Source organism: Fictibacillus sp. NRS-1165, from assembly GCF_050468105.1.
GTDB classification, from domain to species: Bacteria; Bacillota; Bacilli; order Bacillales; family Fictibacillaceae; genus Fictibacillus_C; species Fictibacillus_C terrinigri.
The window spans coordinates 64,116-87,774 of sequence record NZ_JBDPNU010000015.1 but is presented as its reverse complement, the minus strand read 5'-3'; the positions used below and the strand labels follow the sequence as shown (position 1 = coordinate 87,774).

Sequence of the window (23,659 nt, the reverse complement as noted above, 5' to 3'; positions counted from 1 at the left end):
GTGGAGTTCATGAGAAAAGCCGGGGTTGTTGCAGCTGGATTGCTTTTGACCGTACTTGCGTCTTGTCAGGGATCGATGCTGGCGGACGGAGAGATGAAGCTCGACACGCATAAGAAGGGCCATTATCCGAGGTCATACAAGCCGGTTTCCATAGACAAAGCGAAGGACGCCCTTCCATTTAAAGCGCAACTGCCTGAGGCGATTCCGTATAAATACGAGAAGCCGAAAGTCGTTATTATGGATTGGGGAGAGAAAAAGAAGCTCCAGCTCGAGACAGAATACTTACGGAAAGATGAGAAAAGCGAGAAGGGGTTTATCGCCCTTAAAATTTTCAACCATAAGAATTTGGTGAGCGACTTAATCAAACAGAAGAAATACAAAGATACGCTAGAGCTGGAGGACGGGACGGAAGCTTACTTTGCATACTTTGGGAATTATGCTGAGCTGTTTTGGCTGGAGGATGAGGAAGAATACGATCTCCGGCACATGTTTGCCAATGAATACAGCGAAAAACAGCTCAAAAAGGAGCTCGTAAAAATCGCAAACTCGATGAAATAAAGGAGATCCGCTCATGAAGGTGTTAAAAAACGTTTCGGTGATGCTTGCTGGGCTCTTCGTGTTTCAAATTCTCTTATCCAGTGCAGCTTTTGCCAAGTGGGCATACCCTTTTGTTGTCTGGGATCATTATACGTATTCGATCAGCGACGAGTACGTTGATCAGGCAGATAAGGAAATCGGCCATGTCACACATTACTCCGATCAGGAAGGAACCTATTCCGGAAACTTCTCCAATGAATATAAAAAAGGAACTAAATATTTCTCCATTCATGGTATCAGCACAGATAAGGCGATTGCCGTGCAAGAACCGGAAGGCAAGTATAGAAAAGCGATACGAGAGCACAAATACAACACGAACAAAGCAGCCAATGTGATGGAACAAGCGGATACCAACCCGTGGATGAGTGTTCTGGTTTTAGCGGGAGCGGCGGCGGTCCTTCTTGTTTCGTATCAGTCACTTAAGAGCAGGTTCAATAGGGAAAAGTAAATATGCAGGCGGCGAAGAAAGAGTGTTTCTTGTTCAACTACAACAAAAGCTACATTAGAGCAGGGGAAAAGCGGCCTTCACTGAATTAGGCCACTACACGAGCAATTTCCTCGTTTTGCTCCAACAGAAATTTATCTCGCATTCTTTAATAAGGAAACGAAAAAGCTGCCCCAAAATAAAAAATAGGGGCAGCTGTTTTATTACATAAGCTTAAAATATCAAGTTTACGGTCGCTGAGCCCTTTGACGATTTCAGGATCGTTATGTGAAAAGAACAAGATCTTTTTCATATCTAACGCAGCAATCCTATCCATCTGCTCTTTGCTTAATTGGAAGTCAAAGATATTGAAGTTTTCAATGATTCTTTCTTTGTGAACAGACTTTGGAATCGCAACCCCGCATGTTTGGTTTCCCGCCTAGGAAAGACATAAAGCGCCTGAGGGAAAAACATGACCTTAGGCTAAAAGTGTGAACCGTGGAGAAATAAACGTCTGTCGTTAAGTATGTTTTCTTTGTAAAACCTCGATGAAGATTGGGTTAAATTTGGGGAAAAGCCCTCCAATTTCACTCTTTTTTGCGTTACGGTGGATTCGGGAAAACCAAGTTTGCAACCCAATTAGGAGGAATACGATGAACAAAAAATTAACGACAGCTGCATCCTTATTAGTGATATGTGCAGGTTTGACGGCTTTTCAGCCTTTCAATAAGAATGATAGTGAGGCTTTTGCAGTCTCCGGCCAAGAGAAGCAAAATGTTTCAGCACCGTTTGAAAAAGTGACCAGGGATACGAAATGGCAGCAAAAAGAGCAGATTGATCTGCAGTTTAATAACTATCATTCGCAGGGCATCGTTAAGGTTGGGGACCTTTTTTATATGTCTGCCGTACAGATTATTGAAAAGCCTGTGAAATACGGAAAGATCGTGGACGGCTATGACCGGACTCCAGGAAAAGGGATCGGGCACCTTTTTGTGTTTACGAAAGAAGGAAAGCTGGTGAAAGACATCAAACTCGGTGAAGGGAACATGTACCATCCCGGCGGTGTCGATTTTGATGGGAAAAGTATCTGGGTATCGGTTGCCGAGTATCGTCCGCAAAGCCGTTCCATCATTTACAAGGTGGATCCAAAAACAATGGCAGCCAAAGAAGCCTTTCGTGTTAATGATCATATCGGAGGAATCGTACGAGAAGGCCAAGATGGAAAAATCGTAGGAAACAGCTGGGGATCTCGTAAGTTCTATAAGTGGAATGAAAAAGGGGAAGAGCTGGATAGGAAAGAAAATTCCAGTCATTTTATTGATTACCAAGACGGTCATTATGCAGGGAACGGAAAAATGATCGTGAGTGGGATTTCTGAGCTGCATAATCCTGCAAATGGTAATGCGAAGCCTTATGAATTGGGCGGAATGGCATTGGTGGATATGAAAACTCTAACGACGCTGCACGAAGCACCAATCACTGAATTATCTCCGCAGGGGCATGTGATTACTCGGAATCCTGTATTCATGGAAAATGCCGGTCAACAGCTTCGCCTTTATGCTGTTCCTGATGATGACAACGGCTCCTTGCTGGTTTATGAAACAAACAATCCAGAAAACTAAATCGATCTCATAAATAGATTAAAGGACTGAATAGATCATCGATCCAGTCCTTTTTTTATGGTTTCCTGCCTTTGATGGAGTAGCTCGGCCCGTCCTGTTCCTGTTTCTTCTGCTGGAGGAGCTTTTCTTTTTTCTTCATCATCTTCCTATGGGCATTATCGGTCGTCTGTGCCTGTTCGGCATCCTCCTGCAAGCTCATTCCCCGGCCATAGTTCGCGCCAATATTCAGCTTGCCTTTTAGGTCCTTGATGCCTAAGTTCGCGAAGTTGTTGCTCAGTTCGTATTTATCTATTCGTAGAGATTCAATCGTAATATGCTCAATGACAACAGGGGGGAAAATGCGTCGGCGGTGAATATCGGGGAGAATTACTTGTCTAAACAGCGTGCTCTAAGTAAGAGCGTGCCGGCTTAAAGAGGCTGCACGCTTTTTTTATTTTGTTTGTTTGATGCTTTTTTGTTTGGTGCCAGGCACCGGCATTACACAGATGTCAAAAGCCGGTGCCTGGCACCAACCCTTTTTCTGCGCTTCTAAAAAGGATTCCTTCGAGAGAAGGAGAATGTAGATAGGAGTATGATTTGGGTGTCATCAGGGTGCCAGGCACCGCTATTACTACAGTGCCTGGCACCGAAGCAATGAAACCGAAGTAAAGGCACCGAAGCAACTGAAGTTAGAAAAGAGGGGATGTTCCATGAACATTACACTCGAAGGGATACCGCTGGAGAAGAAGCCTGTTCTCCGGCAGATGCTGGAGCTGTACCGATATGATTTCAGTGAGTTTGACGGTTCAGATTTCAACAGTGAAGGAAGATACGGGTACACCTATCTTGATGAGTATTGGGAGGAAGAGAGCCGGTATCCGTTCTTTATTAAAGCGGATGAGCGATATGCCGGATTTGCTCTGATCCGGAAACAACATGGCATCTACCTTATGTCGGAATTCTTCGTCCTGAAGAAATACCGGAAACAAGGCATAGGGAAAGAGGCTGCATTTGCCGTCTTTCAACAGTTTCCAGGGGACTGGCACATCGCCCAGATCCCACAGAACAAGCCGGCGCAGGCCTTTTGGACAAACATCATCCATGATTACACAAACGGCGATTTTGCCGATCAGTTTTCACATAAAGACAATGTGCGTTTTCAAACATTTACATCAGTACCGCAGCAAAAACGATTAAAGGAGGCAACACAATGAACGCAAAAGAACTTTTGCTGAATCAGCTCGACGCTTTTCAAAACAACCACTGGTTTGTATCTTTGGAAAACTCGCTCGTAGGGCTGACGGATGAACAGGCGGCCTGGAAAGAGACCGCGGAATGCAATTCGATCCGTGAGATCGTCAACCACCTCATCTATTGGAATCAGCGCTACCTCGACCGTTTTACGGGAGCAAGCCCGTCAACAGCTAAAGCAGGAAACGATCGAACATTTCAAGATGTAAATGAAAACTGGGATTGGAAGCAGACGGTTAACCGTCTAAAAGAGGTCATGGCCCAGTGGAGGACGGCAATCGAAGAAAGTGAAGAAGAGCGCTTTGATCAAGGAGCTTATGACGACAGAGACGAAGAGTGGGGAACCGTCATCGCGAACCTTACGATCCATACTGCCTATCATACGGGGCAGATTTTGTATGCCCGAAAAAAGCAGGGCAGCTGGAATGTGGAAAACGGCGTTCATTAAAAGCGAAACCTTTTGCGAAATGGTATCGTATAAAGAATAGACGAAAACACAAGGAGATTAAGAATATATGTTAAAACGTTTAGCTTCAGATGCACTCGGATTAAGTGATGTAGGGAGCGTCATCAAGCCTGCAGACTATGACAAGGTGGACGCGGACGATTATGTGTTCCATGAAGACAACGAGAAAATCTATTTTCTGATTAAATCCAAAACCGACGAGTACTGCTTTACGAACCGTGCGCTGATCCACTTGGACGGAACGAGCGCGGTCAGCAAAAAACGCATGCTTCACCGATACAGCTACAGCGAGAACACGATTTCCAACGTTTCTTTGGAGACGGCAGGAACCGTCGACCTCGATGTCGAGATCAAATTTGTGATCGGCTCTGTACCGTTTTCTATCGACGTCCACAAAAAACACATTGAGGAATTGAAGGACCTTTACAAATCGCTTTGCAAAATAGCGGAAATCGCTCACGAGAACGAGTTCGCCCTGCAGTATGCCCAGCAGAGCATCAACCTTGCATCGACGACACTCAGCCGCATCCAGAGCAAGGAAGACCAGCTCGTCGATCACTTCAACCAGCTGAACGATGCAGCCTTCACATGGCTCATGGAAAGCCGAAAAGAGTATCACGTGAAGGACTACGGCCATGTGTTTGAAAAATATATTAATAATTAGGTTCAAGTCACTGAAGACAGGCTGCTTATCGCGCAACCTGTCTTTTTTATTCGGTATTTTTATCTGTTTGGATTAATAACAATAGGATAAACGACTAGTTGCTGGGAGGATTGTGTATGAACGGAGAAGAAGCCTTACTGCATCCTGATACGGGTGTGACATCTGGGAAATTTGTTGAACGGTCATTAAATGAAATTCGTTTTTGGTCCAGAATCATGAAGGAACATTCTTTATTTCTTCGATTGGGATTTAGAGCAGAGGACACTCTATTAATCAATGAGGCTAATCAATTTTACCGCCTGTTCGAAAACATCGAACAAACCTCACGTTCCTTTACAAATCAATCAGATCCTGAGCAAATCAGAAGGTTTAATACAGAAGTGCAGCAAGCTGCAGCCAATATTTTCGGATTTAAACGAAAAGTATTGGGATTAATTCTTACATGTAAATTGCCAGGGGCAAATAATTTCCCCCTGTTGGTTGACCATACAAGCAGGGAAGCGAATTACTTTAGAAAACGATTAGGTGAATTGAATGAAGGCAAATTGAAGCCTCTTCCAGAAGCCATTATTAAAGAAAATGTCTTCTTCTTAAGGATCATGGCGGACCATGCTAAATTTATCGGCCATCTGCTGGATCCGTCTGAAAGGAAGCTAGTTGATATCGCACGAAATTTCAGCAATGATTTTGATCAATTGATGTATCAGGCAAGGGATCTCGAATCAATGAAGCCACAATCTCAGACCGTACCGCTTCTGGATCAATTCCTGGATCAAAATCGTGTGTCGGTATCCTCACTTCGGGACTTCAAGAAAACGGCACGTGATTTAATTGAGCAATGCAAAATAAAGAGTATTATTCATCCACTTTTAGCCGACCATGTGTTTCGTGAGGCTGATCGATTCCTTGAAATCATCGACATGTTTGATGCCCATCTAACCAGCCACAGTCCACAATCAAGTCAATAAAAGATGAATGCATTTAGAGAGCTGCCATGTCAGGCGGCTTTTCTTTTTGGGCACCTATCGGTAGAAGAAGGATTCTTTTAAAGGATAGGGAATCACTAAAAGGTTGAAAGGTGTGAAAGATAGATGCTTGCGATTAAAGCCTGCACTGAGGAGTATAAACGAATGCCTCACCAAAATCGATGTACTCCTACAAAAAGGCTGGAACAACAGAAGGTTCTGCCATTCCATCCGTTGAACCTCTATTCTATAATGAACAACAAGAATAGATTTACTGTAGATAAGACCATCAAGTGTAAGCCTGAAATGAACAATAAACAAGGAGTGTTTTTACATGGTGATTAAAGTAGATGATTTAACAGGAGCCGAAATTACGAGATTAATTGGGGAGCACCTTCAGGGAATGGAACAGCATTCACCGCCTGAAAGCATTCACGCCCTAAATCTGGACGGATTGAAAGAACCGGACATCACCTTCTGGAGCGTTTGGAAAGATGGACAGTTAATGGGCTGCGGAGCCTTGAAGGAACTGGACAGCCAGCACGGAGAGATCAAATCGATGCGCACTTCATCTGTCCACCTGAGAAAGGGTGTGGCGAGGCGAATGCTTCAGCACATCATGGAGGAGGCGAAGCGGCGAGGCTATCGCCGGGTCAGTCTGGAAACAGGCTCCATGGAAGCCTTTGAACCGGCCCGTAGGCTTTACGAGAGTTTCGGGTTTCAAATCTGCCAGCCGTTTGGCGATTATAAAGAGGATCCAAACAGTGTGTTTATGACGAAAGTTTTGTAATACATAAAGTATCTTAACGTTCACTTCAATAAAGGTTTATAAAGTCTCTTTATACTTTAAGCGTAAAATACTTCAAAGTTTAAGGAGATGAGCAAAATGAAAAGGAAGAAAAAGAAGGCAATACTGGCAGCGATTGCGGGAATTGTGGCCAGTTCACTTGGTTTCGGCAGTGGAACCTCAGTTTCTGCGGCAGAACATGATTCCAGCGATTTTGGGCCAAAAGGGTTTGACCTTCAGGCACACCGCGGAGGAATGGGGCTTACGGTCGAATCGACGATCGCATCGTTTTCCCATGCCCTTGAGATGGGCGTCAATACACTTGAGCTGGATGTTCAGATTACGCAGGACCACCAAGCGGTAGTCACGCATGACCGTAAGATCTCAAGCGGGAATTGTAAGGATACCAAGCCTGTGTATCAGGGAGATCCGGAGTACCCTTATGTCGGCAAATATATAAAGAACCTGACGCTAGAACAGATTCGTACGCTAGATTGCGGTTCAACCGCCAAGCCGCAGTATCCAGGGCAGGTAACGAGTCCGGGCGCGAAAATGCCATTGCTGACGGAAATCTTTGGCCTCGTTAAACGCTATAAAACAAATAATGTTTGGATGAACATTGAAACCAAGGTGGAGGCTGGTGCTCCGCAGGAAACGGCTCCCCGGGAGGAATTCGTTCAAACCGTAGCCCGCCAAGTGCGTGAGGCAGGCATGCTTAACCGTGTGTCGATCCAATCCTTTGACTGGGGTTCACTCATGCGCATGCGTGAGGTCGAGCCGAGATTGCCTATAATCGCACTTACGAATGGGCCGCAGTTTCTTCAGCCAGGCCAGCCGGGTGCATCTCCTTGGCTGGGTGGAATCGACATCGATGATTTTAAAGGGGACCTGGTTGCAGCTGCCCGTTCATTTGGTGCAGATGCTATTTCCCCCACCCATGGCTTTCCGCAGGATGGCAAAATTACCGATGACAGCTACGAGCCTTACTTAACAAAACAAATGGTTGAAGAAGCGCATAAAGCGGGAATGAAGGTCATTCCTTGGTCAGTGAATGACAAGCCAACCATGGACAAACTAATCGCAGATGGTGTTGACGGAATGATCACCGATTATCCGGACCGTCTTCGCGAAGTAATGCAGCAGCATGGCTTTAAGCTGCCTAAAGGATACCCGGCACCAGCGAAATAGTTTGCTGGAAAAGAACGGCATTCTGAGAAAGGATGCCGTTTTTTATTCTGTTAACATTCGATCGCCCCTGCTATTCGGCTGGGAAGTGACGATAAATTCAATATCGACATTGGTTTTATTAAACATTTGATGCGGAACGAGCGGTGGGACTTCATATCCTTCCTGTGGATGTAACTCTATAAGTTCGCCATCAACTTCAAGCGTAGCTGTACCTGATAACACAAAGAAAAATTGACGGGAACGATGATGATAGTGTCTTGTCTCATATGTATTTGGCGGCATACGTTCGTGAATAATACTTAAATCGATAGTTTTGACCAGATGCCAACCGTCGCATTGATCACCCCATACATAATGCTCAGCATTCATCTTACTCATTTTCATTCATAACACACCCTTCTCTTATTCTACTCACCTTTATTATAGAACCTCTGAAAAACATTTCAAAAAGCCCTGTGTTATAATGTTGGAATAAGTTTAAACGCAGAGGTGATTTATGAACGATTCAGAAGAATTTCTAGAAAAGATTTCCGAGGGACATATTTTTTATCATTTTAATGACGAAGAACTGTATCTGGAAAATTTAGTTTCATATATACTCTCTGGCTTAGAAAAACATCAGCTCATTCTAGTAATTGAGAACATGAAAATACTTCCCAAATTACAAGAGAAGCTTAACTTGTTATTAACGGAAGAACAACGATCGTACGTGCGAATGGTCAATAATTTTGATTATTACCTTTCAAACGGAGATTTTAATACAACTACCGTTGTAAAACACTTTGAACGTGATTTATCCTCTTTAAAAGATTTCAATTTGCCTATTCGGACTTGGGCACATGTTGAATGGTCTTCCTCTGAACCGGATGTCGAGCTGCTGAAGGATTTTGAAACAACCGCAGATGATTTTGTCTTACTGGAAAATACACTGTCGGTATGCGCATACTCTTCCGAACGCCTAACGTCTGAATTATGCACTCTCTTAAAAAAAGTACATAAATATTGTATGACAGATCACCATTTCTCGGAGTCAGCTTTGTATAATAGAACGTCTAATTAAAGAAGCCAGGATACCTGGCTTCTTTAATTTATGTGATAGCCGATTTGGCAAGCGGTAAAAGCTGTATTGGCAGCACTCAGTGCTTTACCATAAATCGCGAAGTGAATAAAATGTAAAGGTACATGAAGTAAACAGGCATCTTATCTGATTCAATATATATAATGATACGGGCGGAACTTATTGTTATAATTTACCTGTTAGAATATTATTCAGATGGAGCGTATTGAATTGATAAAGAATAAAAGATTACTATACATCTCCTTTGCTTTCATGTTTGTATCTATGGCATTGAATTTTCCTTTTCCTAATGCAAGTCCCTATGGTAATACAAATATATTAGGTCGGTCCGTTGAAACCGTAAACGGTATAAATGTCATCGGAATGATTTCACTGGGTTTATTGATGGCGGGCCTGTATTTTCTTGTGACATCCTTGAACCAATATCATGCACGGTTGGTAGTGCTGGCTATTGTGATGGCGATCTTTCTTCCTCATACTTTAGCGGATTCGTTCCAAAAGCATTTTGCAACAGGCATCTACGCCATTTCCTATAATAGTGATAAAGGCGATTGCACTTTTGAAATGGCAAATAAAACAACATTGCATGCAGTATGTAAACTCCCAATGAAAAACTACAGTCATAAGGATGTTCGGTTCACTGTAGCGCTTAGGGAAAAGTATGGGGATAAAAATGATATGAAGCCGGTCACACTTGTGAACGCAAATGCCCCGTATAACGCCATGTTACGGGGAAAGGAAAATAAAACGATAATAATCGAGAGAGAGATTGATGTATCACATATAAAAGATCATATTGAAGGTGGAGAACTTTCTCCAGGAATTATCATTACTTCGGGAAAATACAAGAGGCAATTATGAAACGATTTGGGGCTGCTTTGGTAGCCTTTTTTTCGTATAAAACAAACCTGCATATTTGCTTAATCTGAAACTTACAATGATATAAATGCGGAATTGGAGGTGGATCGCTTTGACGAAAGCGTTCAAAATGGCCATCTTTCTTTTGATCATCTTTCTTCCTTTTATCTTTTACTTTGATTTTACGAAGGAGGCTTTTGTATACAGCAAGACTAAAAATAGTGAATGGTACAAGGTCAACACGGTATCATGTATGGATCAGCAGAACAAACTTCATGTAATGACGGTTAAGGATGTTTATGATAAAGAGAGCAGCCGTTACCGGCACACCAACCTGTATTACACATCGAGCACCGATATGATGGAGCATGCGAACCTGAATAAAGGGCCGTTAACGATTTTTACAAAACAGCTGATGAAAGATGAAAAAGTGACGCTAAATAAACGGACTTCTAACTTGGTCAAAAAGAATGTGTTTGAAAACATCAAATCAATTGTTAAACAGCCTGAAAAGCTTTGCCGCAGTACCCATCCTTAAAAACCAGCCGCTGCTGACGAGGGGCTGTTATTTTTTTATTTCTGATTGGTGGTATAATTTGGCATATAACTTGTTGAGGAGGGAACGGGAATGGCAAGTATCATTGGACCGATGATCATTGGCTTGGATAGGATATTGGCCGGCTATAAAAGGATCGGTATTCTAACGATTTATCCCCGTTTATCATCCTGGTGTTTGGTGCCGCCGTAAAACAGGCCATATTCGTAATCGTTTTGGCGGATTCCGGCTTTGAAAATATGAAAACCCAAGAGGAGAAATCGAAGTGGAATTTCCTGTCATAGAGACAGAGCGATTAATTTTACGAGAAGTAACAACAGAAGATGCTAAGGATCTGTTCATCTACTTATCGGATCAAGAGGTTGTGAAGCACATGGGGCTGGAACCTTATCAAACAATAGAAGGCACAGGAGCTGAGATCAAATGGTACCAATCCATATATGAAGAAGGCACAGGAATACGGTGGGGAATCACGCTCAAGGATTCAGGCCGGGTGATTGGAAGCTGCGGCTTTCTTAACCGGCATCCTAAACATTTTCGGACGGAGATTGGGTTCGAGCTAAGCAAAGATTACTGGGGGAAAGGGATAGCGGGCGAAGCACTGGAAGCCGTTGTTGAATATGGATTTCAACATTTTCAGTTAGAGAGAATTGAGGCTTTAATCGAACCGGAGAATCTCGCGTCACAAAGACTGGTAGAAAAGCAGGGATTTATACGAGAAGGGCTGCTGCGGCATTACGAATATACGTGCGGAAAGTTCGATGATTTATATATGTACTCCATCTTAAAAGAAGACCTCCATAAAAAGGATACATAATGAAGCGATATACGTACCACCCGCCAAGGTTTAAGAACTCGACCCAATCCATTGACGTATTTAATGATCAAGGCAATTTAAACGAACGTATAACAGTCTGCTTAGAAAAACGGTGGACTCGTTATCTGAGTATTTTAACTTTGTCGACATTTTGGAATATCAGAACCATAAAAAAGAAATGATCAAGCAGAAGCAATAAAAAGCCTGGCTCCACATCGGAGGCCAGGCTGTTTTGTCTTTAAAGAACTCAAAATAAAAAGCGGGTGCAATTCAATCGTATAAACATATACTGAATGGATACTTGTGATCAGATGAGAAAGGAGAATTCACCTTTGACAAAATATCGGATCATGACCTTTGATGGAGGCGGTACCCTAGGTGCTTTAAGCTTACAGCTTTTGAACAGACTGGTTCAGAAGAACCCAAAATTAATTAGAAACACCCACGTTTTCGCCGGCAATTCAATCGGTTCATTCACTGCCCTTGCGTTGGCAAGTGGAAGATCGCCGAAGGAGACGTTCCGGTATTTTATGGAAAAAATCCTGCCGGCATTCAGTGTTTCCCGCCCAGGTGGACCTGTTTTTAACCAGCAATTGCCCTATTCTGGTTTCATTAATGCGGTACGAACCTTTTTTCCATCAGATCTTCGTCTCAAAAACTTAAAAAAACGAATAGTTGTCCCTTCATTTCAATTATATTCACCGGAGCTGAATCGTTGGACTCCTGTGTTGTTCCACAACTTTCCTGGCTCCCCTTATTTAAATGAGAAAGCGAGTGATGTGATACTGCGGAGCAGCGGTGCTCCCGCGACGCAACGAGCCTATCAAAACTACGTGGATGGGTATGTAGTAGCAACGAACCCGAGTACAGCCAGTATCTCGTTTGCAGTGGGTAAAGCCAAAGTGCCATTGGATCAAATTGCGGTATTATCCATTGGAACAGGTGAAACCCCGACGCAGTTAAAAAGAGATACGCACGGGTGGGGAATGGTGAGTGCAGATAACATACGCCCCGAAAATCTGAAGGACCTTCCTCCAAATTGGGGAGTCATTTTGGATCGATCGCCCAATGAACCCTTACTGCCATTTCTTCAGATTGTCGCCGGCGGAAATGGTTACTATGAATCCATGGTCAGTTCCAATCTTCTGGGAAATCGTTTTTTTCGGTTAGATCCACGGATCCCTAACCTCTCCAAAACGGACCCTGCAGTGGTTCCCGCTGTCATTGAAATTGCGAACAAAACCAATTTACAGCCTGCCGTTCAATTTATAGAGAGGAACTGGAACTGATCAAATTATATCGATTCCTTCTTCAGCTGCTATCAAGCGGTTTTTCCCCTGCAAAAAACAGCTAAAAGCAGTGTGATTTCACCTGCGAAATCCACTGCTTTTAGCTGTTTTTATACAATAAAAGAGAACGGCTTATTCCTAATTAGAATGAAATGACGCCGTATCCCATCATTAAAATGATGGCGAGAAGGATGATCAAGACAATCCACATCATCGGCATCGGGCTGCCTTTTCGTTTGCGGGCAACGAGCATTTCCATCACACCGATCAATACGATCGCAAGCACACCTTTTAAGACATACTGAAGCGGGAAGTTCAGTGTCACGAGCATGCCTACACCAGAGACGATCATGATGAGGTAGAACAGGCGCTGAAGCATGAGAGAAATCTTTTGGCTCTTCGTAAAGTAGGTGATCAGGAACAATACGATCAAGATCGCCCAAGAGCCTCTATGCATTTCGTAGAACATGTCAAACATTCATTTTCCTCCTTTTACCGGTCAACCGTATAAGTGCATATGAAACCATTCACCTATTTATAGTATCGGTTCCCATTTGTTTAAACAAGGGAAAGCCGCCAATATCCGAAAAATGTTCAAATGTGGTGCCAGGCACCTCGCAAGTGACCACTCCCGGCGTATAGCCTCTAAAGTACAAGGCCTGCAGCACGTGCGTGACACCGTTCATAAAGAGTGTGGAAGCAAGCAGCGGGAAAAGCGGCTGTTCTCTCACGGGATTCCTTGAGATATAAAGGAAGACAAGCACGATCACCAGGAGGATCAGGAGTAGCTTATAGCAAATGTACCTGTCGTCAGCTGGCCGATCGGCAGCCGGTTGAACGGAGGCACTTCCCGGTGGGCATCGAGGACGCCTATACTGTAAAGATCTCTTCAGCATCATGCACGATAAACACAGCGGGAAAGAGCCAAACCAGCTTTCTTGAAAGCGGGAGTCCGGTCTTCGCCTGCTTCTGTGGATCCAGTTCTGCCCTAGTCATCGAGCATTTTATACATCATGATGTCGTCCACATAGCTGCCATCGATATAAAATTCGTTCACGAGCAGCCCCTGTTTGATAAAGCCGTACTTTTCATAAAAACGGACGGCCTTCGGGTTCGTGGCCATCACCCTTAGAGACAGCTTCTTTTTGCCGAGGCGCTTCATCCAGTCCTCACCGGCCTTCATTAATTCGTTCGAGACGCCCTGGCCCTGAAAATCAGGATGCACCGCCAATGCCAGCTCGGCCACATGCTTGTTGCTGTCGAGCGGGGTAGGGATGCGGTAGGAAAAATAGCCGCAGATCCGGTCGCCGGAAACGGCCAAAAGCTGGCTGCCTTCCGGACAGTGCTTGGCATATTCCTCAGCGGAATGCCAGTAGATCCGCCGGAGCGGTATCCGTGTTCCATACGAGGTTCTCCAATTCGACCAGCTGCGGGAAGTCAAAACGGTTGGACAGACGAAACGTAAGATTAGCGATAGTCATTGTATTCTCTCCTTCAACGATTTCCATCCTTCTACTTCGAGTTTTCCCACTTAAAACCCTTCTTCCTTTGACAAGTGAGGAAGAGTGTGAGATATTTGCCTAACGAACATTAGTTAGGTGATGAAAAATGACAGCAGATAAAATTAAAGCAGCGGCACTTGCCCATTTTGCGAACCACGGCTACAGCGGGGCTTCTCTATCAGGGATTGCATCTGATGTTGGAATTAAAACGCCGTCGATCTACGCCCATTTTAAAAACAAGGATGAATTGTTTTTGGCGGTGACGGAGGAGGCGATCGCACGGGAATGGGAGCAGGCAACGGCTTATTTCAAAAACCGCAGCTCCTCATTCAAAGAGAAGCTGTATGGATTTTTACGATCGCAAAAGGAAAACTACGATGAGGATGAGCGGGCGAAGTTCTGGCTGCGGACGTCGTACTTTCCCCCGGAGCATCTGCACGATCAAGTGATGAAGGATGTATACAATCTATTGGATAAAATGGAGACTCTTCTGCTTCAGGAATTTAAAGAAGCAAAGGAACAAGAGCCACAGCTTCATTCGTTGAACATCGAGCATGCGGCCAAAGCGTACATCGCGCTGCTGGACGGTGTGTTCGTTGAGCTGCTGTATGGCGGAGAGAGAAGAACGGAAGAGCGGCTTGAAGCATCATGGTATATGTATGAACGGGCCTTATTCAGCTAAGAGGTGAACGTAAAATGAATCGATATTGGACATTAGTGATCATGGGAGGCATTTTGGAAGTGCTGTGGGTCAGCGGACTGAAGCATGCGGATTCTGCCCTGGCGTGGACAGGGACCGGACTTGTGATCATCATCAGCTTCTTCCTATTGCTGCCATGTTTGGATAAACTGCCGGTCGGTACGGTGTATGCCGTCTTTACCGGAATCGGAACAGCGGGAACCGTGCTTGCGGAAATGCTGTTCTTCGACGAACCGTTCAGCTGGGCGAAGATTTCCCTGATCGCGCTGCTGCTCGCCGGGGTCATCGGATTAAAAGCCGTTACGGGGGAACCGGCGGGGAAAGGAAGTGAAGCGTAATGGGCTGGCTTTATGTTGTGCTCGCCGGTGCGTTTGAGGTGTTAGGGGTCATCGGCCTGAATAAAGTGAACCAGAAGAAAAGCATTGCTTCGTTCTTGTTTCTGGCGCTCGGGTTCGCCTGCAGCTTTTCGCTTTTATCCCTTGCCATGGAAAGCCTGTCCATGGGAACCGCCTATGCGGTATGGACGGGAATCGGAACGGTGGGCGGTGTGCTTGTCGGAATGCTCGTATACGGTGAATCGCGCGACTGGAAACGCATTTTGTTCATGGCGATGGTGCTGAGCGCGGCAATTGGACTTAAATTTATTTCATGAAAAATTTTTCACAGTTTTGCTTTTTTTAGGCGAAATCACTATAATAAAAATGGGTATTAAAACAGTCCAAACATGGGCTGTTTTTTCTGGTTACAGCGTACAATGTTTAATAACAAACCATTAGAAAAATCAGGTGAAAACTATGAAACGTGCACGATTAATATACAATCCAACTTCAGGCAGAGAAGCGATCAAGAAGCAGCTTCCTTATATTCTGGAGCGTTTAGAAATTGCAGGCTATGAAACGTCTGCCCATGCAACAACACCGGAGGAAGGGTCAGCCACAAAAGCGGCCAAGCTCGCAGGCCAACGCGGGTTTGACCTTGTCATCGCTGCAGGCGGTGACGGAACGATCTATGAGGTTGTCAACGGCCTTGCCGATCTTGAAGAACGTCCGAAGCTCGGCATTATTCCGGCCGGAACAACGAACGATTTTGCCCGTGCCCTTGGCGTGCCAAGAACAATTGAAGGTGCGTGTGACGTCCTGTGCCAGGGTGCAGAAATACCCGTCGATATCGGAAAAGTCAACGACAAATACTTCATCAACATTGCCGGCGGCGGCCGTATTACCGAGCTGACGTATGAAGTCCCAAGCAAGCTCAAGACGATGATCGGTCAGCTCGCCTATTTCCTGAAAGGCATCGAGATGCTTCCGTCCATCCGTCCGACGTACGCGGAGATCGAGTATGACGGCAAGCTCTTTCAAGGCGAGATCATGCTGTTCCTCGTGGCGAACACGAACTCCATCGGCGGTTTTGAAAAACTGGCGCCGACGTCCGAGTTCAACGACGGCATGTTTGACCTGATTATATTGAAGAAAACGAACCTGGCTGAATTTGTCCGCATCGCGACATTGGCTCTTCGAGGCGAGCATATCAATGACGACCATGTCATCTACACGAAAGCGAACCGCGTGAAAGTACGGCCGACCGATAAAATGCAGCTCAACCTGGACGGTGAATTCGGCGGACTCCTGCCGGGCGAATTCGTGAACCTTCGCCACCACTTCCAGATGCTCGTGCCAAAAGAGCGCGTAAAACCAACAGAGGATGAGGCTCAATAAGAGAGCCCCATCTTTTCTTTATAAAAAGTCCCTTTATGTATGAGTCCTCGAGACTCCACACATAGAAGGGGCTTTGTTTTTGGCCAGAAAAGGAGTGGTTCATCGCATGGGGGAGCTCCCAGTGTGCAAAAGTAAGCAAATACTGTGACACATCGATGGGGGCCCCGGTGAGCAGTATGTTAACATAAGAGAGCTTATCTATCCTTTCGCCCGTTACCGCTTGAATTCTAAGGGTATACTCAGGATAGGAGTTAAACGGATGTTTAATGAAACGATCGTTTAACAAGAGAGTTATGCTACAATCAGGAAAGAACTGAACATAAAGGATCGATGTACAATGACGAAGGCAAATGTGCCGGTTTCAAAAAATGAAATCATAGAGGTGGAATTCACGGATCTGACCCATGACGGAGCCGGAGTGGCAAAGGTCGATGGATTCCCGCTGTTTGTCCCGAACGGCCTGCCGGGCGAGAAAGCCCAGGTGAAGGTCGTCGGCATAAAAAAAGGCTACGGCTTCGGCCGTTTGATGGAACTAACCGAAGCTAGCGGGCATCGGGTCGACCCGCCATGCCCGGTCTATAAAAGAGGCTGCGGCGGCTGCCAGCTTCAGCATCTGTCTTATGAAGGACAGCTGGAATTCAAACGCAAGCAGGTTGAAGATGTACTTCAGCGGATCGGCAAGCTCGACAACGTACCTGTCCTGCCGACACTCGGCATGGGGGACGAGCCATGGCGCTACCGGAACAAAGCCCAGGTGCCGGTCGGCGAACGCGAAGGCCAGCTGATCACCGGCTTTTTCAGAAGGGGAAGCCATGAGATCGTGGAGATGGACACGTGCATCATCACCGGCGACACCGCCGACGAAGCGATCCAGGCGGTCAAGGACATCCTGAACAAGTACGGCATCTCTCCGTATGAAGAGAAGCGCCATAAAGGCATCATCCGCCACGTCATCGCCCGCTTCGGCAAAACAACGAACGAGCTGATGATCGTCCTGGTGACGAACGGCAAAGACCTGCCGAACCGCAAAAAGATTGTGGATGACATCGTCCAGACCATTCCACAGGTCAAATCGGTCGTGCAAAACGTGAACACACGACGAACAAACGTGATCTTCGGTGACGAAACGAAAGTCATCTGGGGCTCAGAATACATTTACGATTACATCGGCGACATCAAGTTCGCCATCTCCGCCCGCTCCTTCTACCAGATCAACCCGCAGCAAACGAAGGTGCTGTACGACCAGGCCCTCAAGTATGCGGAGTTAACAGGGGACGAAACCGTCATCGACGCCTATTGCGGCATCGGAACGATCTCCCTTTTCCTGGCGCAAAAGGCGAAGAAAGTATATGGAGTAGAGATTGTACCGGAAGCCATTGAAGATGCAAGACGTAATGCGGAACTGAACGGAATGGACAATGCGGAGTTTGCCGTAGGGGAATCGGAAGTGGTGATTCCTCGATGGAAGGAGCAAGGCATCACACCGGATGTCATTGTCGTCGATCCGCCAAGAAAAGGGTGTGACGAAGCCCTGCTTCAAACGATTATTGAAATGAAGCCCAAGCGTGTGGTGTATGTGAGCTGTAATCCGTCAACGCTGGCGAGGGATTTGAGGATACTTGAAGATGGTGGATTTAAGACAGTAGAAGTGCAGCCGGTGGATATGTTTCCGCAGACGACGCATGTGGAAGCGGTCGCGTTGATAGAGCTAAAATAGCTTGGTATTAGTGGGCTTAGCAGGTTTTAGTTGAATATTTAATTGTGTTTTATATTCCCTCGGACTAAAAAGTCTGGGGGATTTTTCTTTAGGGGTCTAACTCTTACTTAGAACTTGTCACTTGATGACTGTAACTTTGGAACTTATGATAGTTTATTAAAGAAATTGAATTTAGAAATTGTTAAAAGAACCCACGAATGGGAAGGGTTATATTTCGGTAGAGTCAAAGAATGATGAAGAAATTGAACTTAATGAATTAGTAAATAATATTGAAAATCTACTTGAAGAATCAGTTGAATCCATCGGAAATTTGTTATACTTAAAAGCTGTACAATTTTCTGAATATTAAGTAAAATAACACATGGTAAGTGTAATCTGTCAATACCACACAACGACAAGGAGTGGAGTTATGAAACTTCTGCTTACATCTGCTGGCATCAATAACAAAAGCATACATGACGCGTTGGTTGACATGCTGGACAAGCCGATCGCCGACTCCAACGCCCTATGCATCCCCACCGCGATGTACGGACACCCCTGGGTTGGCCCCGGCGTCAAAGCTTGGGAGTTCATCAGCGGGAATGAAGATAATCCTATGGTAGACCTGGGCTGGAAATCCGTCGGCGTACTGGAGCTCACAGCGCTGCCAAGTATAAGTGAAGACCGCTGGGTGCCACTGGTACGGGAGACGGACGTCCTGCTGGTGGCGGGAGGCGACGCCCTCTACCTGTGCCACTGGATGCGGCAGTCCGGACTGGCAGACCTCTTGCCGTCGCTGCGTTCAGTCTATGTGGGAATGAGTGCTGGGAGCATGGTGATGGCACCTAACATCGGTGAATTCTTCGTTGGTTGGACTCCACCCAACGGTGGCGATGAAACGCTGAAGCTGGTCGATTTTGCAATATTTCCGCATCTGGATCACGAGATGCTGCCGGAAAACACTATGGCTGCCGCAGAGAGATGGGCCGCCGGGATGCAGGGGCCGGCGTATGCGATTGACGATCAAACCGCCATCAAAGTGATCGACGGAGCAGTCGAAGTTGTCTCCGAAGGACATTGGAAACTGTTTTCGCCCTGATATTACTCCGCCGCTAAACATATCAAAATCGCAGGCGAGATTCTTATGATGAAATACACCATACTGAATTTGATTTATCTCTCCCTATTAGTAGAAGGAAGGCTACTGAACAAACAAAATGAAAAGTAACCTTTAAACAGATTTTCGTCACTGAGGAGGTTACTTTTTGTATGTCCTTTTAGAGCCTTATATGCATGAGGCATGACTTTCGTTGATTGAAGTGGGATCAGGAGAAAAAAAGAGCCACTACCATACCAACCATTCTCAATTCAAAAGAAGAATTCAAACAGGCTGTAAGGCGAAAGTGGAGGGCTCGGGTTTAGAAAAAAAGGTTTTAGAGTATACTCCCTTGTTAAACCATGTTTCGTGCAAAAGTGTTATCATTACCACCTACACTATGGTCGGATTTTTAAATGTTGGATCGATAAAAAGGACAAACCTCAGAAATAGAGGTTTGTCCTTATTTAAGATGCGACTAAGCTGATTTTTGATTGATTAGTAAATTGTTCTTCTTTAGAAATGTAAATAACAATTTAAAAATTATTAAGCCTATAAATGCGCCCAGAGTGTTCATCATGAGGTCATCAATGTCAAATGCTCGATAATTATACCCTATTAATTTACCAGCAATAAGCTGGGTTGTTTCAATCGTTAAGCTCACCAGAAAACTGACAATCATAACCTTTTTCTTCTTTATATTTGAAAATAGTATAGGCAATGCAAATCCAAGTGGAATAAATAATAAGATGTTACCACCTATTTGTTTTATTATCACAGGAGAGTAACCGGTTTGGATGGCTTCTTTTATTCCTTTAAAAGGAATATAGTTATTTGGCAGTCCTAATTTATCTTCAATCATAGTATCTATTAAAAACTTTTGGTATGGAAAGGGAAATAAAGTAACAGATACTGATCCGGCAACATAGAGACCAACTATCACCCAATAAAAAAACTGTAAGCCAGTAATTGACCGCTTTAAAAACTTACTACCAAAAATCAGCGCAAAACAAATGATTATAACAATACTAGGAAAAACACCATTTAACATACGATAACCCCAAACTTATTTTAGTAACTTAAAGATCCAGAACCTTTAATCCTTAGACCATTTTGGTTTTTCCAAATTTCATAACCATATGATTCTCCAGTTGTAACGGCACTGCTTGAATCTGTATAAAGTGATCCAGAACTGGATTTCTCGTATTGCAATTTATCAACAAGTGTAGATGAGAGAAGTCCCTTTTTATAAATGTGAATTGTAAAGTAATCATCTCCACCCCAGCTACTCATATTAATTGTACCAGTAACGGTACCTTTTGTAGAAGTGTATGTACCTATTGATAATTGATGTGTCATATCAAATGTAAAGCTTTTAGAGGCAGCTAATGCACTGACTGGCATTAACATAACAGAGGTGAAGACTAAGATTCCTGCGATTCTTTTAAACTTGTATTTCATAGGTATTCCCCTTTTAAGTTAATAGTTATTCGCGCAAATGACTACCATATAATAACATTAAATTCAAAATATTGTCAATATAATTCATATTTTTACAAAATTCGATAAATTAAAACAAGCTGTAATAGAATGCCTTTCTTCTTGAAAGAAACAAATAAGTTTGATAAAGGCTTATTAAAACAAGTGTATAAACTCACCAACAACTCATTTGTTGCCACATACAGTCTGGACATGGAGAAGTCGTGACGAACCATTTACCAGTCCGATCCTGATCTCGCTAAAAAATTCTTTTGAATTTCGGTAAATCCAGTGTTCGATTTTCTTTTCAGTCTTTTCTTATTTAACTCGAAAAGTGGAATAATGGTTGATAGGGGTGGATCTTTAGCAGGAGATTATTTTGATTGTACAGAGATTGTGGAGCTAAACTATTTTCAATCCGTTTGATAATAAGTGTTTAAGCATGGTATAAGTATAAATGAAGCAGGGATATCTTGCTTTTTAATTTTGGGATAAGGGTTTGTCCAGGTATCCCATGATGAGAGGATTTGGATTTGAATTATGAAAGATAATTTTTGGCGTGAGTTACCACGGCCATTTTTTATACTAGCACCAATGGAAGAAGTGACGGATGTTGTGTTCCGTCATGTGGTAAGTGAAGCAGCAAGGCCTGATGTGTTTTTTACAGAGTTCACAAACAGTGAGAGTTATTGCCACCCAGAGGGGATTCAGAGTGTGAAGGGGCGTTTGACGTTTACAGAGGATGAACAGCCAATGGTAGCCCATATATGGGGAGACAAGCCTGAAAATTTTCGGCAGATGAGTATTGGCATGGCGGAACTGGGCTTTCGGGGGATCGATATCAATATGGGCTGTCCTGTACCGAATGTGACACAGAATGGGAAGGGAAGCGGCCTTATCCTTCGTCCGGAAGTAGCGGCAGATTTAATACAAGCCGCAAAAGCAGGAGGATTGCCCGTAAGTGTAAAGACAAGGCTTGGTTTCACGGATGTAGACGAATGGCAGGATTGGCTCACACACATCTTAAAACAAGACATTGTCAATCTATCCATCCATCTGCGTACACGGGAGGAAATGAGCAAAGTAGATGCGCATTGGGAGCTGATCCCGGAGATCAAGAAACTCCGTGACGAGGTGGCACCCGATACACTTTTGACGATCAATGGGGATATTCCTGACCGTCAAACGGGCTTGAAGCTCGTTGATCAATATGGGGTGGATGGGGTGATGATTGGGCGTGGTATTTTCCATAATCCATTCGCCTTTGAAAAGGAGCCGAAAGAACATAGCAGTAAGGAATTGCTTGATCTCTTACGATTGCATCTGGATCTCTATGATCAATACTCCGAATTGGAGCTGCGTCCGTTCACGGCCCTTCATCGCTTTTTTAAGATGTATGTCAAAGGCTTTCGAGGGGCAAGTGAATTAAGAAATCAATTGATGAGCACAAAATCAACAGATGAAGTGCGTGTGTTGCTCGATAACTTTGTTTCAAAGAATCTTGATGGTATGGGGGAACTGTAGAAGTGTTCCGAGAAAAATGGTGTCTTAAATGAAGTATTGCTAACGGGATCAGGTGACACAGGTTCCGTTAGTTTTTTTGAGAGAAGGGAGCGGATAGTAATAGCCATTCATGCTTCAAGAAAATTATTCCTTATTTAGAAAGGCGCCACGTAGGAATAAACAGGCGATTCCAAAGTGAAATAGTGGCCAAACCCAGGGTTATTTGTGTGTGCTTCCCCCAGCACGTTAAGCCCAAGTTCAAGAAAAAACGCTTTTGCAGCAGCAAGGTCCTCTACAATGATACCCACATGATCAATTCTACGAATCTTCATGTCTACCTCCCATGTTCCGAAGTTTAATCCGGTATGTCTCTAAAGGAACTTCTCGATGGCTTAATCGTTTTCCTCTTTATTAACCAAACAGGTATGGGCCCCATAAACAAAGCACTGCTCATGGCCCGTATATACCTAACCGCTCTTCAATACCTTCCAAAACCTCTTCTGGCATTTCCCTAATCTTGATATCTTCCCCCAGAAACAGCAGCCAATTGGTGACTTCGTTCAGTTCTTCTTGCTTATGAACATAGATAAACGTTTTTAATAGAGCTGTGGTCTGATAAGGATTCGTATAGGAAATCGAAACTTTTAAAGGATGGTATTTTTTGAACTGGGCGATGGCTTTTGGGCCGAGCTCGAGGACGAGGTTGATGGCTTCTTCCTGCTTGCTCAGTTTTTCCAGGATCTTTTTCTTGCTGACTCTTTTCTTCACTGGGTAGGATTTAACCTCAGTGAGATGGTCGACAGGGATGATTTTCTTTTTTTCTTCCTGTAAGTCAAAGCCTTCGATCAGCCAGGCACTTTTTTCACGAAACAGGTGCAGGAGATAGATCGGATACGATGTGATGCTCTTCTCTTTTCTGATGGTAAGTGATAAATAGCGGTCCACAAGCAGGGTTTGGATCAGTGTTTCTAACATGGGATGGGGAAGGTCAGAGAGATCAAGCAAATCAGGATTGTGCGGATTGGTTCCTTCAAAAAGCAAGATCTGATTTAAAAGAACGAGGTCATCCTGCTGGTTTTCGGATATCAGACCCAATAATTTTTCAGCTAAAGACTGACGGCTCTTCAGATAAGGGAGTTGCTGGTTTCTGGTGGCCATAAAGGCAATAAAAAGCGCTTTGACCTCATGATTGGTAAAGCGGACATCGGGCAGGACAGAGTTGTGCATGACAAAATAACCCCCGTCCCTTCCAACTTCAGCGACAAGGGGCATTCCCATGGCCTCAATTTCTCTTATGTCTCGAATGGCGGTCGAACGGGAGATATTAAACTCCCGCATAATTTCAGAAATGGTAAATTGGGCACGATTGTTGATGTACCGCATAATGACATTGATCCGCTCAACTTTTTTCATCGGGGCTCCTAAAC

General features: G+C 44.4%; 31 protein-coding genes and 1 pseudogene. 21 read left to right on the top strand and 11 right to left on the bottom strand.

All coding sequences use genetic code 11. The annotated features are described in order from the left end of the window. Nucleotides 1-9: 9 nt before the first annotated feature. Nucleotides 10-558: a hypothetical protein gene (locus ABHN01_RS05840; RefSeq protein WP_429874777.1), complete on the top strand. Its 549-nt coding sequence runs from the start codon at nucleotides 10-12 to the stop codon at nucleotides 556-558. Nucleotides 559-571: 13 nt separating this feature from the next. Further along, nucleotides 572-1,045, top strand: coding sequence for a hypothetical protein (locus ABHN01_RS05835; RefSeq protein ID WP_429874776.1), 474 nt, complete (start codon nucleotides 572-574; stop codon nucleotides 1,043-1,045). A 214-nt stretch (nucleotides 1,046-1,259) separates the two neighbouring features. Here ABHN01_RS05835 and ABHN01_RS05830 read toward each other — a convergent pair. After that, nucleotides 1,260-1,439, bottom strand: a pseudogene (locus tag ABHN01_RS05830) (aldo/keto reductase); the annotation flags it as partial. A 235-nt stretch (nucleotides 1,440-1,674) separates the two neighbouring features. On the opposite strand from ABHN01_RS05830, the gene ABHN01_RS05825 reads away from it, so the two are divergent. Beyond that, a complete protein-coding gene (locus ABHN01_RS05825; RefSeq protein ID WP_429874775.1) occupies nucleotides 1,675-2,643 on the top strand; it encodes a DUF6454 family protein in 969 nt (322 codons plus the stop codon). Between the two features lie 55 nt (nucleotides 2,644-2,698). On the opposite strand, the gene ABHN01_RS05820 is transcribed toward ABHN01_RS05825, so the two are convergent. Continuing rightward, a complete protein-coding gene (locus ABHN01_RS05820) occupies nucleotides 2,699-2,836 on the bottom strand; it encodes a hypothetical protein (RefSeq protein WP_429874774.1) in 138 nt (45 codons plus the stop codon). A 496-nt stretch (nucleotides 2,837-3,332) separates the two neighbouring features. On the opposite strand from ABHN01_RS05820, the gene ABHN01_RS05815 reads away from it, so the two are divergent. From ABHN01_RS05815 to ABHN01_RS05790, 6 genes are all read left to right on the top strand, one after another. Further along, nucleotides 3,333-3,836 (top strand): GNAT family N-acetyltransferase, encoded by a 504-nt coding sequence (locus ABHN01_RS05815; protein WP_429874773.1) that lies wholly within the window; start codon nucleotides 3,333-3,335, stop codon nucleotides 3,834-3,836. Then, a complete protein-coding gene (locus ABHN01_RS05810; protein ID WP_429874772.1) occupies nucleotides 3,833-4,321 on the top strand; it encodes a DinB family protein in 489 nt (162 codons plus the stop codon). The genes ABHN01_RS05815 and ABHN01_RS05810 overlap by 4 nt, the downstream gene beginning before the upstream one ends. A gap of 67 nt (nucleotides 4,322-4,388) precedes the next feature. Further along, on the top strand, nucleotides 4,389-5,003 hold the full coding sequence (locus tag ABHN01_RS05805; RefSeq protein WP_429874771.1) for a PH domain-containing protein: 615 nt from the start codon (nucleotides 4,389-4,391) through the stop codon (nucleotides 5,001-5,003). Nucleotides 5,004-5,119: 116 nt separating this feature from the next. Continuing rightward, nucleotides 5,120-5,971 (top strand): DUF2935 domain-containing protein, encoded by an 852-nt coding sequence (locus ABHN01_RS05800; protein WP_429874770.1) that lies wholly within the window; start codon nucleotides 5,120-5,122, stop codon nucleotides 5,969-5,971. A 331-nt stretch (nucleotides 5,972-6,302) separates the two neighbouring features. After that, nucleotides 6,303-6,758, top strand: a complete 456-nt coding sequence (locus ABHN01_RS05795) for a GNAT family N-acetyltransferase (RefSeq protein ID WP_429874769.1) — start codon at nucleotides 6,303-6,305, stop codon at nucleotides 6,756-6,758. 96 nt (nucleotides 6,759-6,854) lie between these two features. Continuing rightward, nucleotides 6,855-7,943 (top strand): glycerophosphodiester phosphodiesterase, encoded by a 1,089-nt coding sequence (locus ABHN01_RS05790; RefSeq protein ID WP_429874768.1) that lies wholly within the window; start codon nucleotides 6,855-6,857, stop codon nucleotides 7,941-7,943. Between the two features lie 42 nt (nucleotides 7,944-7,985). Here ABHN01_RS05790 and ABHN01_RS05785 read toward each other — a convergent pair whose 3' ends face one another. After that, nucleotides 7,986-8,327, bottom strand: a complete 342-nt coding sequence (locus ABHN01_RS05785; RefSeq protein WP_429874767.1) for a cupin domain-containing protein — start codon at nucleotides 8,325-8,327, stop codon at nucleotides 7,986-7,988. Nucleotides 8,328-8,439: 112 nt separating this feature from the next. Here ABHN01_RS05785 and ABHN01_RS05780 point away from each other — a divergent pair, with 112 nt between their 5' ends. From ABHN01_RS05780 to ABHN01_RS05760, 5 genes are all read left to right on the top strand, one after another. Then, nucleotides 8,440-9,003 (top strand): MEDS domain-containing protein, encoded by a 564-nt coding sequence (locus ABHN01_RS05780; protein WP_429874766.1) that lies wholly within the window; start codon nucleotides 8,440-8,442, stop codon nucleotides 9,001-9,003. 213 nt (nucleotides 9,004-9,216) lie between these two features. Then, nucleotides 9,217-9,882: a hypothetical protein gene (locus ABHN01_RS05775; protein ID WP_429874765.1), complete on the top strand. Its 666-nt coding sequence runs from the start codon at nucleotides 9,217-9,219 to the stop codon at nucleotides 9,880-9,882. Nucleotides 9,883-9,991: 109 nt separating this feature from the next. Then, entirely contained in the window at nucleotides 9,992-10,417 is a 426-nt protein-coding gene (locus tag ABHN01_RS05770) for a hypothetical protein (RefSeq protein ID WP_429874764.1), read from the top strand. 277 nt (nucleotides 10,418-10,694) lie between these two features. After that, a complete protein-coding gene (locus ABHN01_RS05765) occupies nucleotides 10,695-11,252 on the top strand; it encodes a GNAT family N-acetyltransferase (protein ID WP_429874817.1) in 558 nt (185 codons plus the stop codon). A gap of 332 nt (nucleotides 11,253-11,584) precedes the next feature. Continuing rightward, the gene (locus ABHN01_RS05760; protein ID WP_429874763.1) at nucleotides 11,585-12,541 is read left to right on the top strand and encodes a patatin-like phospholipase family protein; all 957 of its coding nucleotides are present in this window, start codon (nucleotides 11,585-11,587) and stop codon (nucleotides 12,539-12,541) included. Between the two features lie 142 nt (nucleotides 12,542-12,683). Here the strand turns inward: ABHN01_RS05760 and ABHN01_RS05755 are convergent, their stop codons facing one another. From ABHN01_RS05755 to ABHN01_RS05740, 4 genes are all read right to left on the bottom strand, one after another. After that, nucleotides 12,684-13,019 carry a DUF1516 family protein gene (locus tag ABHN01_RS05755; protein WP_429874762.1) on the bottom strand — a complete coding sequence of 112 codons (336 nt, stop codon included), beginning with the start codon at nucleotides 13,017-13,019 and terminating at the stop codon, nucleotides 12,684-12,686. Nucleotides 13,020-13,068: 49 nt separating this feature from the next. Then, the gene (locus ABHN01_RS05750) at nucleotides 13,069-13,437 is read right to left on the bottom strand and encodes an HXXEE domain-containing protein (protein WP_429874816.1); all 369 of its coding nucleotides are present in this window, start codon (nucleotides 13,435-13,437) and stop codon (nucleotides 13,069-13,071) included. A gap of 92 nt (nucleotides 13,438-13,529) precedes the next feature. After that, nucleotides 13,530-13,919, bottom strand: coding sequence for an N-acetyltransferase family protein (locus ABHN01_RS05745; protein WP_429874815.1), 390 nt, complete (start codon nucleotides 13,917-13,919; stop codon nucleotides 13,530-13,532). After that, nucleotides 13,900-14,022: a hypothetical protein gene (locus ABHN01_RS05740; protein WP_429874819.1), complete on the bottom strand. Its 123-nt coding sequence runs from the start codon at nucleotides 14,020-14,022 to the stop codon at nucleotides 13,900-13,902. The genes ABHN01_RS05745 and ABHN01_RS05740 overlap by 20 nt, the downstream gene beginning before the upstream one ends. 127 nt (nucleotides 14,023-14,149) lie before the next feature. Here ABHN01_RS05740 and ABHN01_RS05735 point away from each other — a divergent pair, with 127 nt between their 5' ends. From ABHN01_RS05735 to ABHN01_RS05710, 6 genes are all read left to right on the top strand, one after another. Further along, nucleotides 14,150-14,725 (top strand): TetR/AcrR family transcriptional regulator, encoded by a 576-nt coding sequence (locus ABHN01_RS05735; RefSeq protein WP_429874761.1) that lies wholly within the window; start codon nucleotides 14,150-14,152, stop codon nucleotides 14,723-14,725. A 14-nt stretch (nucleotides 14,726-14,739) separates the two neighbouring features. Next, nucleotides 14,740-15,081 carry a DMT family transporter gene (locus ABHN01_RS05730; protein WP_290401032.1) on the top strand — a complete coding sequence of 114 codons (342 nt, stop codon included), beginning with the start codon at nucleotides 14,740-14,742 and terminating at the stop codon, nucleotides 15,079-15,081. Next, nucleotides 15,081-15,395 (top strand): DMT family transporter, encoded by a 315-nt coding sequence (locus ABHN01_RS05725; protein ID WP_429874760.1) that lies wholly within the window; start codon nucleotides 15,081-15,083, stop codon nucleotides 15,393-15,395. Before ABHN01_RS05730 ends, ABHN01_RS05725 begins: the two co-directional genes overlap by 1 nt. Before the next feature lie 142 nt (nucleotides 15,396-15,537). Then, nucleotides 15,538-16,458: a diacylglycerol kinase gene (locus tag ABHN01_RS05720; RefSeq protein ID WP_429874759.1), complete on the top strand. Its 921-nt coding sequence runs from the start codon at nucleotides 15,538-15,540 to the stop codon at nucleotides 16,456-16,458. A 337-nt stretch (nucleotides 16,459-16,795) separates the two neighbouring features. After that, complete coding sequence (gene rlmD / locus ABHN01_RS05715; RefSeq protein WP_429874758.1) at nucleotides 16,796-18,175, top strand: 23S rRNA (uracil(1939)-C(5))-methyltransferase RlmD; 1,380 nt, start codon at nucleotides 16,796-16,798, stop codon at nucleotides 18,173-18,175. A gap of 409 nt (nucleotides 18,176-18,584) precedes the next feature. Beyond that, entirely contained in the window at nucleotides 18,585-19,253 is a 669-nt protein-coding gene (locus ABHN01_RS05710; protein ID WP_429874757.1) for a Type 1 glutamine amidotransferase-like domain-containing protein, read from the top strand. A gap of 475 nt (nucleotides 19,254-19,728) precedes the next feature. Here ABHN01_RS05710 and ABHN01_RS05705 read toward each other — a convergent pair whose 3' ends face one another. Together ABHN01_RS05705 and ABHN01_RS05700 are read right to left on the bottom strand one after the other, a co-directional pair. Next, complete coding sequence (locus ABHN01_RS05705) at nucleotides 19,729-20,301, bottom strand: VanZ family protein (protein WP_429874756.1); 573 nt, start codon at nucleotides 20,299-20,301, stop codon at nucleotides 19,729-19,731. 20 nt (nucleotides 20,302-20,321) lie between these two features. Further along, nucleotides 20,322-20,711 (bottom strand): hypothetical protein, encoded by a 390-nt coding sequence (locus ABHN01_RS05700; protein WP_429874755.1) that lies wholly within the window; start codon nucleotides 20,709-20,711, stop codon nucleotides 20,322-20,324. Nucleotides 20,712-21,269: 558 nt separating this feature from the next. Here ABHN01_RS05700 and ABHN01_RS05695 point away from each other — a divergent pair. Further along, nucleotides 21,270-22,253: a tRNA dihydrouridine synthase gene (locus ABHN01_RS05695; RefSeq protein ID WP_429874754.1), complete on the top strand. Its 984-nt coding sequence runs from the start codon at nucleotides 21,270-21,272 to the stop codon at nucleotides 22,251-22,253. A gap of 134 nt (nucleotides 22,254-22,387) precedes the next feature. Here the strand turns inward: ABHN01_RS05695 and ABHN01_RS05690 are convergent, their stop codons facing one another. Together ABHN01_RS05690 and ABHN01_RS05685 are read right to left on the bottom strand one after the other, a co-directional pair. Further along, nucleotides 22,388-22,564, bottom strand: coding sequence for a VOC family protein (locus ABHN01_RS05690; protein WP_429874753.1), 177 nt, complete (start codon nucleotides 22,562-22,564; stop codon nucleotides 22,388-22,390). Between the two features lie 118 nt (nucleotides 22,565-22,682). Next, entirely contained in the window at nucleotides 22,683-23,645 is a 963-nt protein-coding gene (locus ABHN01_RS05685) for a helix-turn-helix transcriptional regulator (protein ID WP_429874752.1), read from the bottom strand. Between the last annotated feature and the right edge of the window lie 14 nt (nucleotides 23,646-23,659).

Excerpts from the sequence above, each read along its gene's own strand:
- ABHN01_RS05790 (WP_429874768.1), top strand. The coding sequence starts at position 6,855 with ATGAAAAGGAAGAAAAAGAAGGCAATACTGGCAGCGATTGCGGGAATT.
- ABHN01_RS05695 (WP_429874754.1), top strand. The coding sequence starts at position 21,270 with ATGAAAGATAATTTTTGGCGTGAGTTACCACGGCCATTTTTTATACTA.
- ABHN01_RS05755 (WP_429874762.1), bottom strand. The coding sequence starts at position 13,019 with ATGTTTGACATGTTCTACGAAATGCATAGAGGCTCTTGGGCGATCTTG.
- ABHN01_RS05720 (WP_429874759.1), top strand. The coding sequence starts at position 15,538 with ATGAAACGTGCACGATTAATATACAATCCAACTTCAGGCAGAGAAGCG.
- rlmD (WP_429874758.1), top strand. The coding sequence starts at position 16,796 with ATGACGAAGGCAAATGTGCCGGTTTCAAAAAATGAAATCATAGAGGTG.
- ABHN01_RS05800 (WP_429874770.1), top strand. The coding sequence starts at position 5,120 with ATGAACGGAGAAGAAGCCTTACTGCATCCTGATACGGGTGTGACATCT.
- ABHN01_RS05775 (WP_429874765.1), top strand. The coding sequence starts at position 9,217 with ATGGAGCGTATTGAATTGATAAAGAATAAAAGATTACTATACATCTCC.
- ABHN01_RS05710 (WP_429874757.1), top strand. The coding sequence starts at position 18,585 with ATGAAACTTCTGCTTACATCTGCTGGCATCAATAACAAAAGCATACAT.
- ABHN01_RS05685 (WP_429874752.1), bottom strand. The coding sequence starts at position 23,645 with ATGAAAAAAGTTGAGCGGATCAATGTCATTATGCGGTACATCAACAAT.
- ABHN01_RS05835 (WP_429874776.1), top strand. The coding sequence starts at position 572 with ATGAAGGTGTTAAAAAACGTTTCGGTGATGCTTGCTGGGCTCTTCGTG.
- ABHN01_RS05805 (WP_429874771.1), top strand. The coding sequence starts at position 4,389 with ATGTTAAAACGTTTAGCTTCAGATGCACTCGGATTAAGTGATGTAGGG.
- ABHN01_RS05750 (WP_429874816.1), bottom strand. The coding sequence starts at position 13,437 with ATGCTGAAGAGATCTTTACAGTATAGGCGTCCTCGATGCCCACCGGGA.
- ABHN01_RS05735 (WP_429874761.1), top strand. The coding sequence starts at position 14,150 with ATGACAGCAGATAAAATTAAAGCAGCGGCACTTGCCCATTTTGCGAAC.
- ABHN01_RS05815 (WP_429874773.1), top strand. The coding sequence starts at position 3,333 with ATGAACATTACACTCGAAGGGATACCGCTGGAGAAGAAGCCTGTTCTC.
- ABHN01_RS05725 (WP_429874760.1), top strand. The coding sequence starts at position 15,081 with ATGGGCTGGCTTTATGTTGTGCTCGCCGGTGCGTTTGAGGTGTTAGGG.
- ABHN01_RS05700 (WP_429874755.1), bottom strand. The coding sequence starts at position 20,711 with ATGAAATACAAGTTTAAAAGAATCGCAGGAATCTTAGTCTTCACCTCT.
- ABHN01_RS05705 (WP_429874756.1), bottom strand. The coding sequence starts at position 20,301 with ATGTTAAATGGTGTTTTTCCTAGTATTGTTATAATCATTTGTTTTGCG.
- ABHN01_RS05810 (WP_429874772.1), top strand. The coding sequence starts at position 3,833 with ATGAACGCAAAAGAACTTTTGCTGAATCAGCTCGACGCTTTTCAAAAC.
- ABHN01_RS05785 (WP_429874767.1), bottom strand. The coding sequence starts at position 8,327 with ATGAAAATGAGTAAGATGAATGCTGAGCATTATGTATGGGGTGATCAA.
- ABHN01_RS05740 (WP_429874819.1), bottom strand. The coding sequence starts at position 14,022 with ATGACTATCGCTAATCTTACGTTTCGTCTGTCCAACCGTTTTGACTTC.
- ABHN01_RS05840 (WP_429874777.1), top strand. The coding sequence starts at position 10 with ATGAGAAAAGCCGGGGTTGTTGCAGCTGGATTGCTTTTGACCGTACTT.
- ABHN01_RS05730 (WP_290401032.1), top strand. The coding sequence starts at position 14,740 with ATGAATCGATATTGGACATTAGTGATCATGGGAGGCATTTTGGAAGTG.
- ABHN01_RS05825 (WP_429874775.1), top strand. The coding sequence starts at position 1,675 with ATGAACAAAAAATTAACGACAGCTGCATCCTTATTAGTGATATGTGCA.
- ABHN01_RS05795 (WP_429874769.1), top strand. The coding sequence starts at position 6,303 with ATGGTGATTAAAGTAGATGATTTAACAGGAGCCGAAATTACGAGATTA.
- ABHN01_RS05780 (WP_429874766.1), top strand. The coding sequence starts at position 8,440 with ATGAACGATTCAGAAGAATTTCTAGAAAAGATTTCCGAGGGACATATT.
- ABHN01_RS05690 (WP_429874753.1), bottom strand. The coding sequence starts at position 22,564 with ATGAAGATTCGTAGAATTGATCATGTGGGTATCATTGTAGAGGACCTT.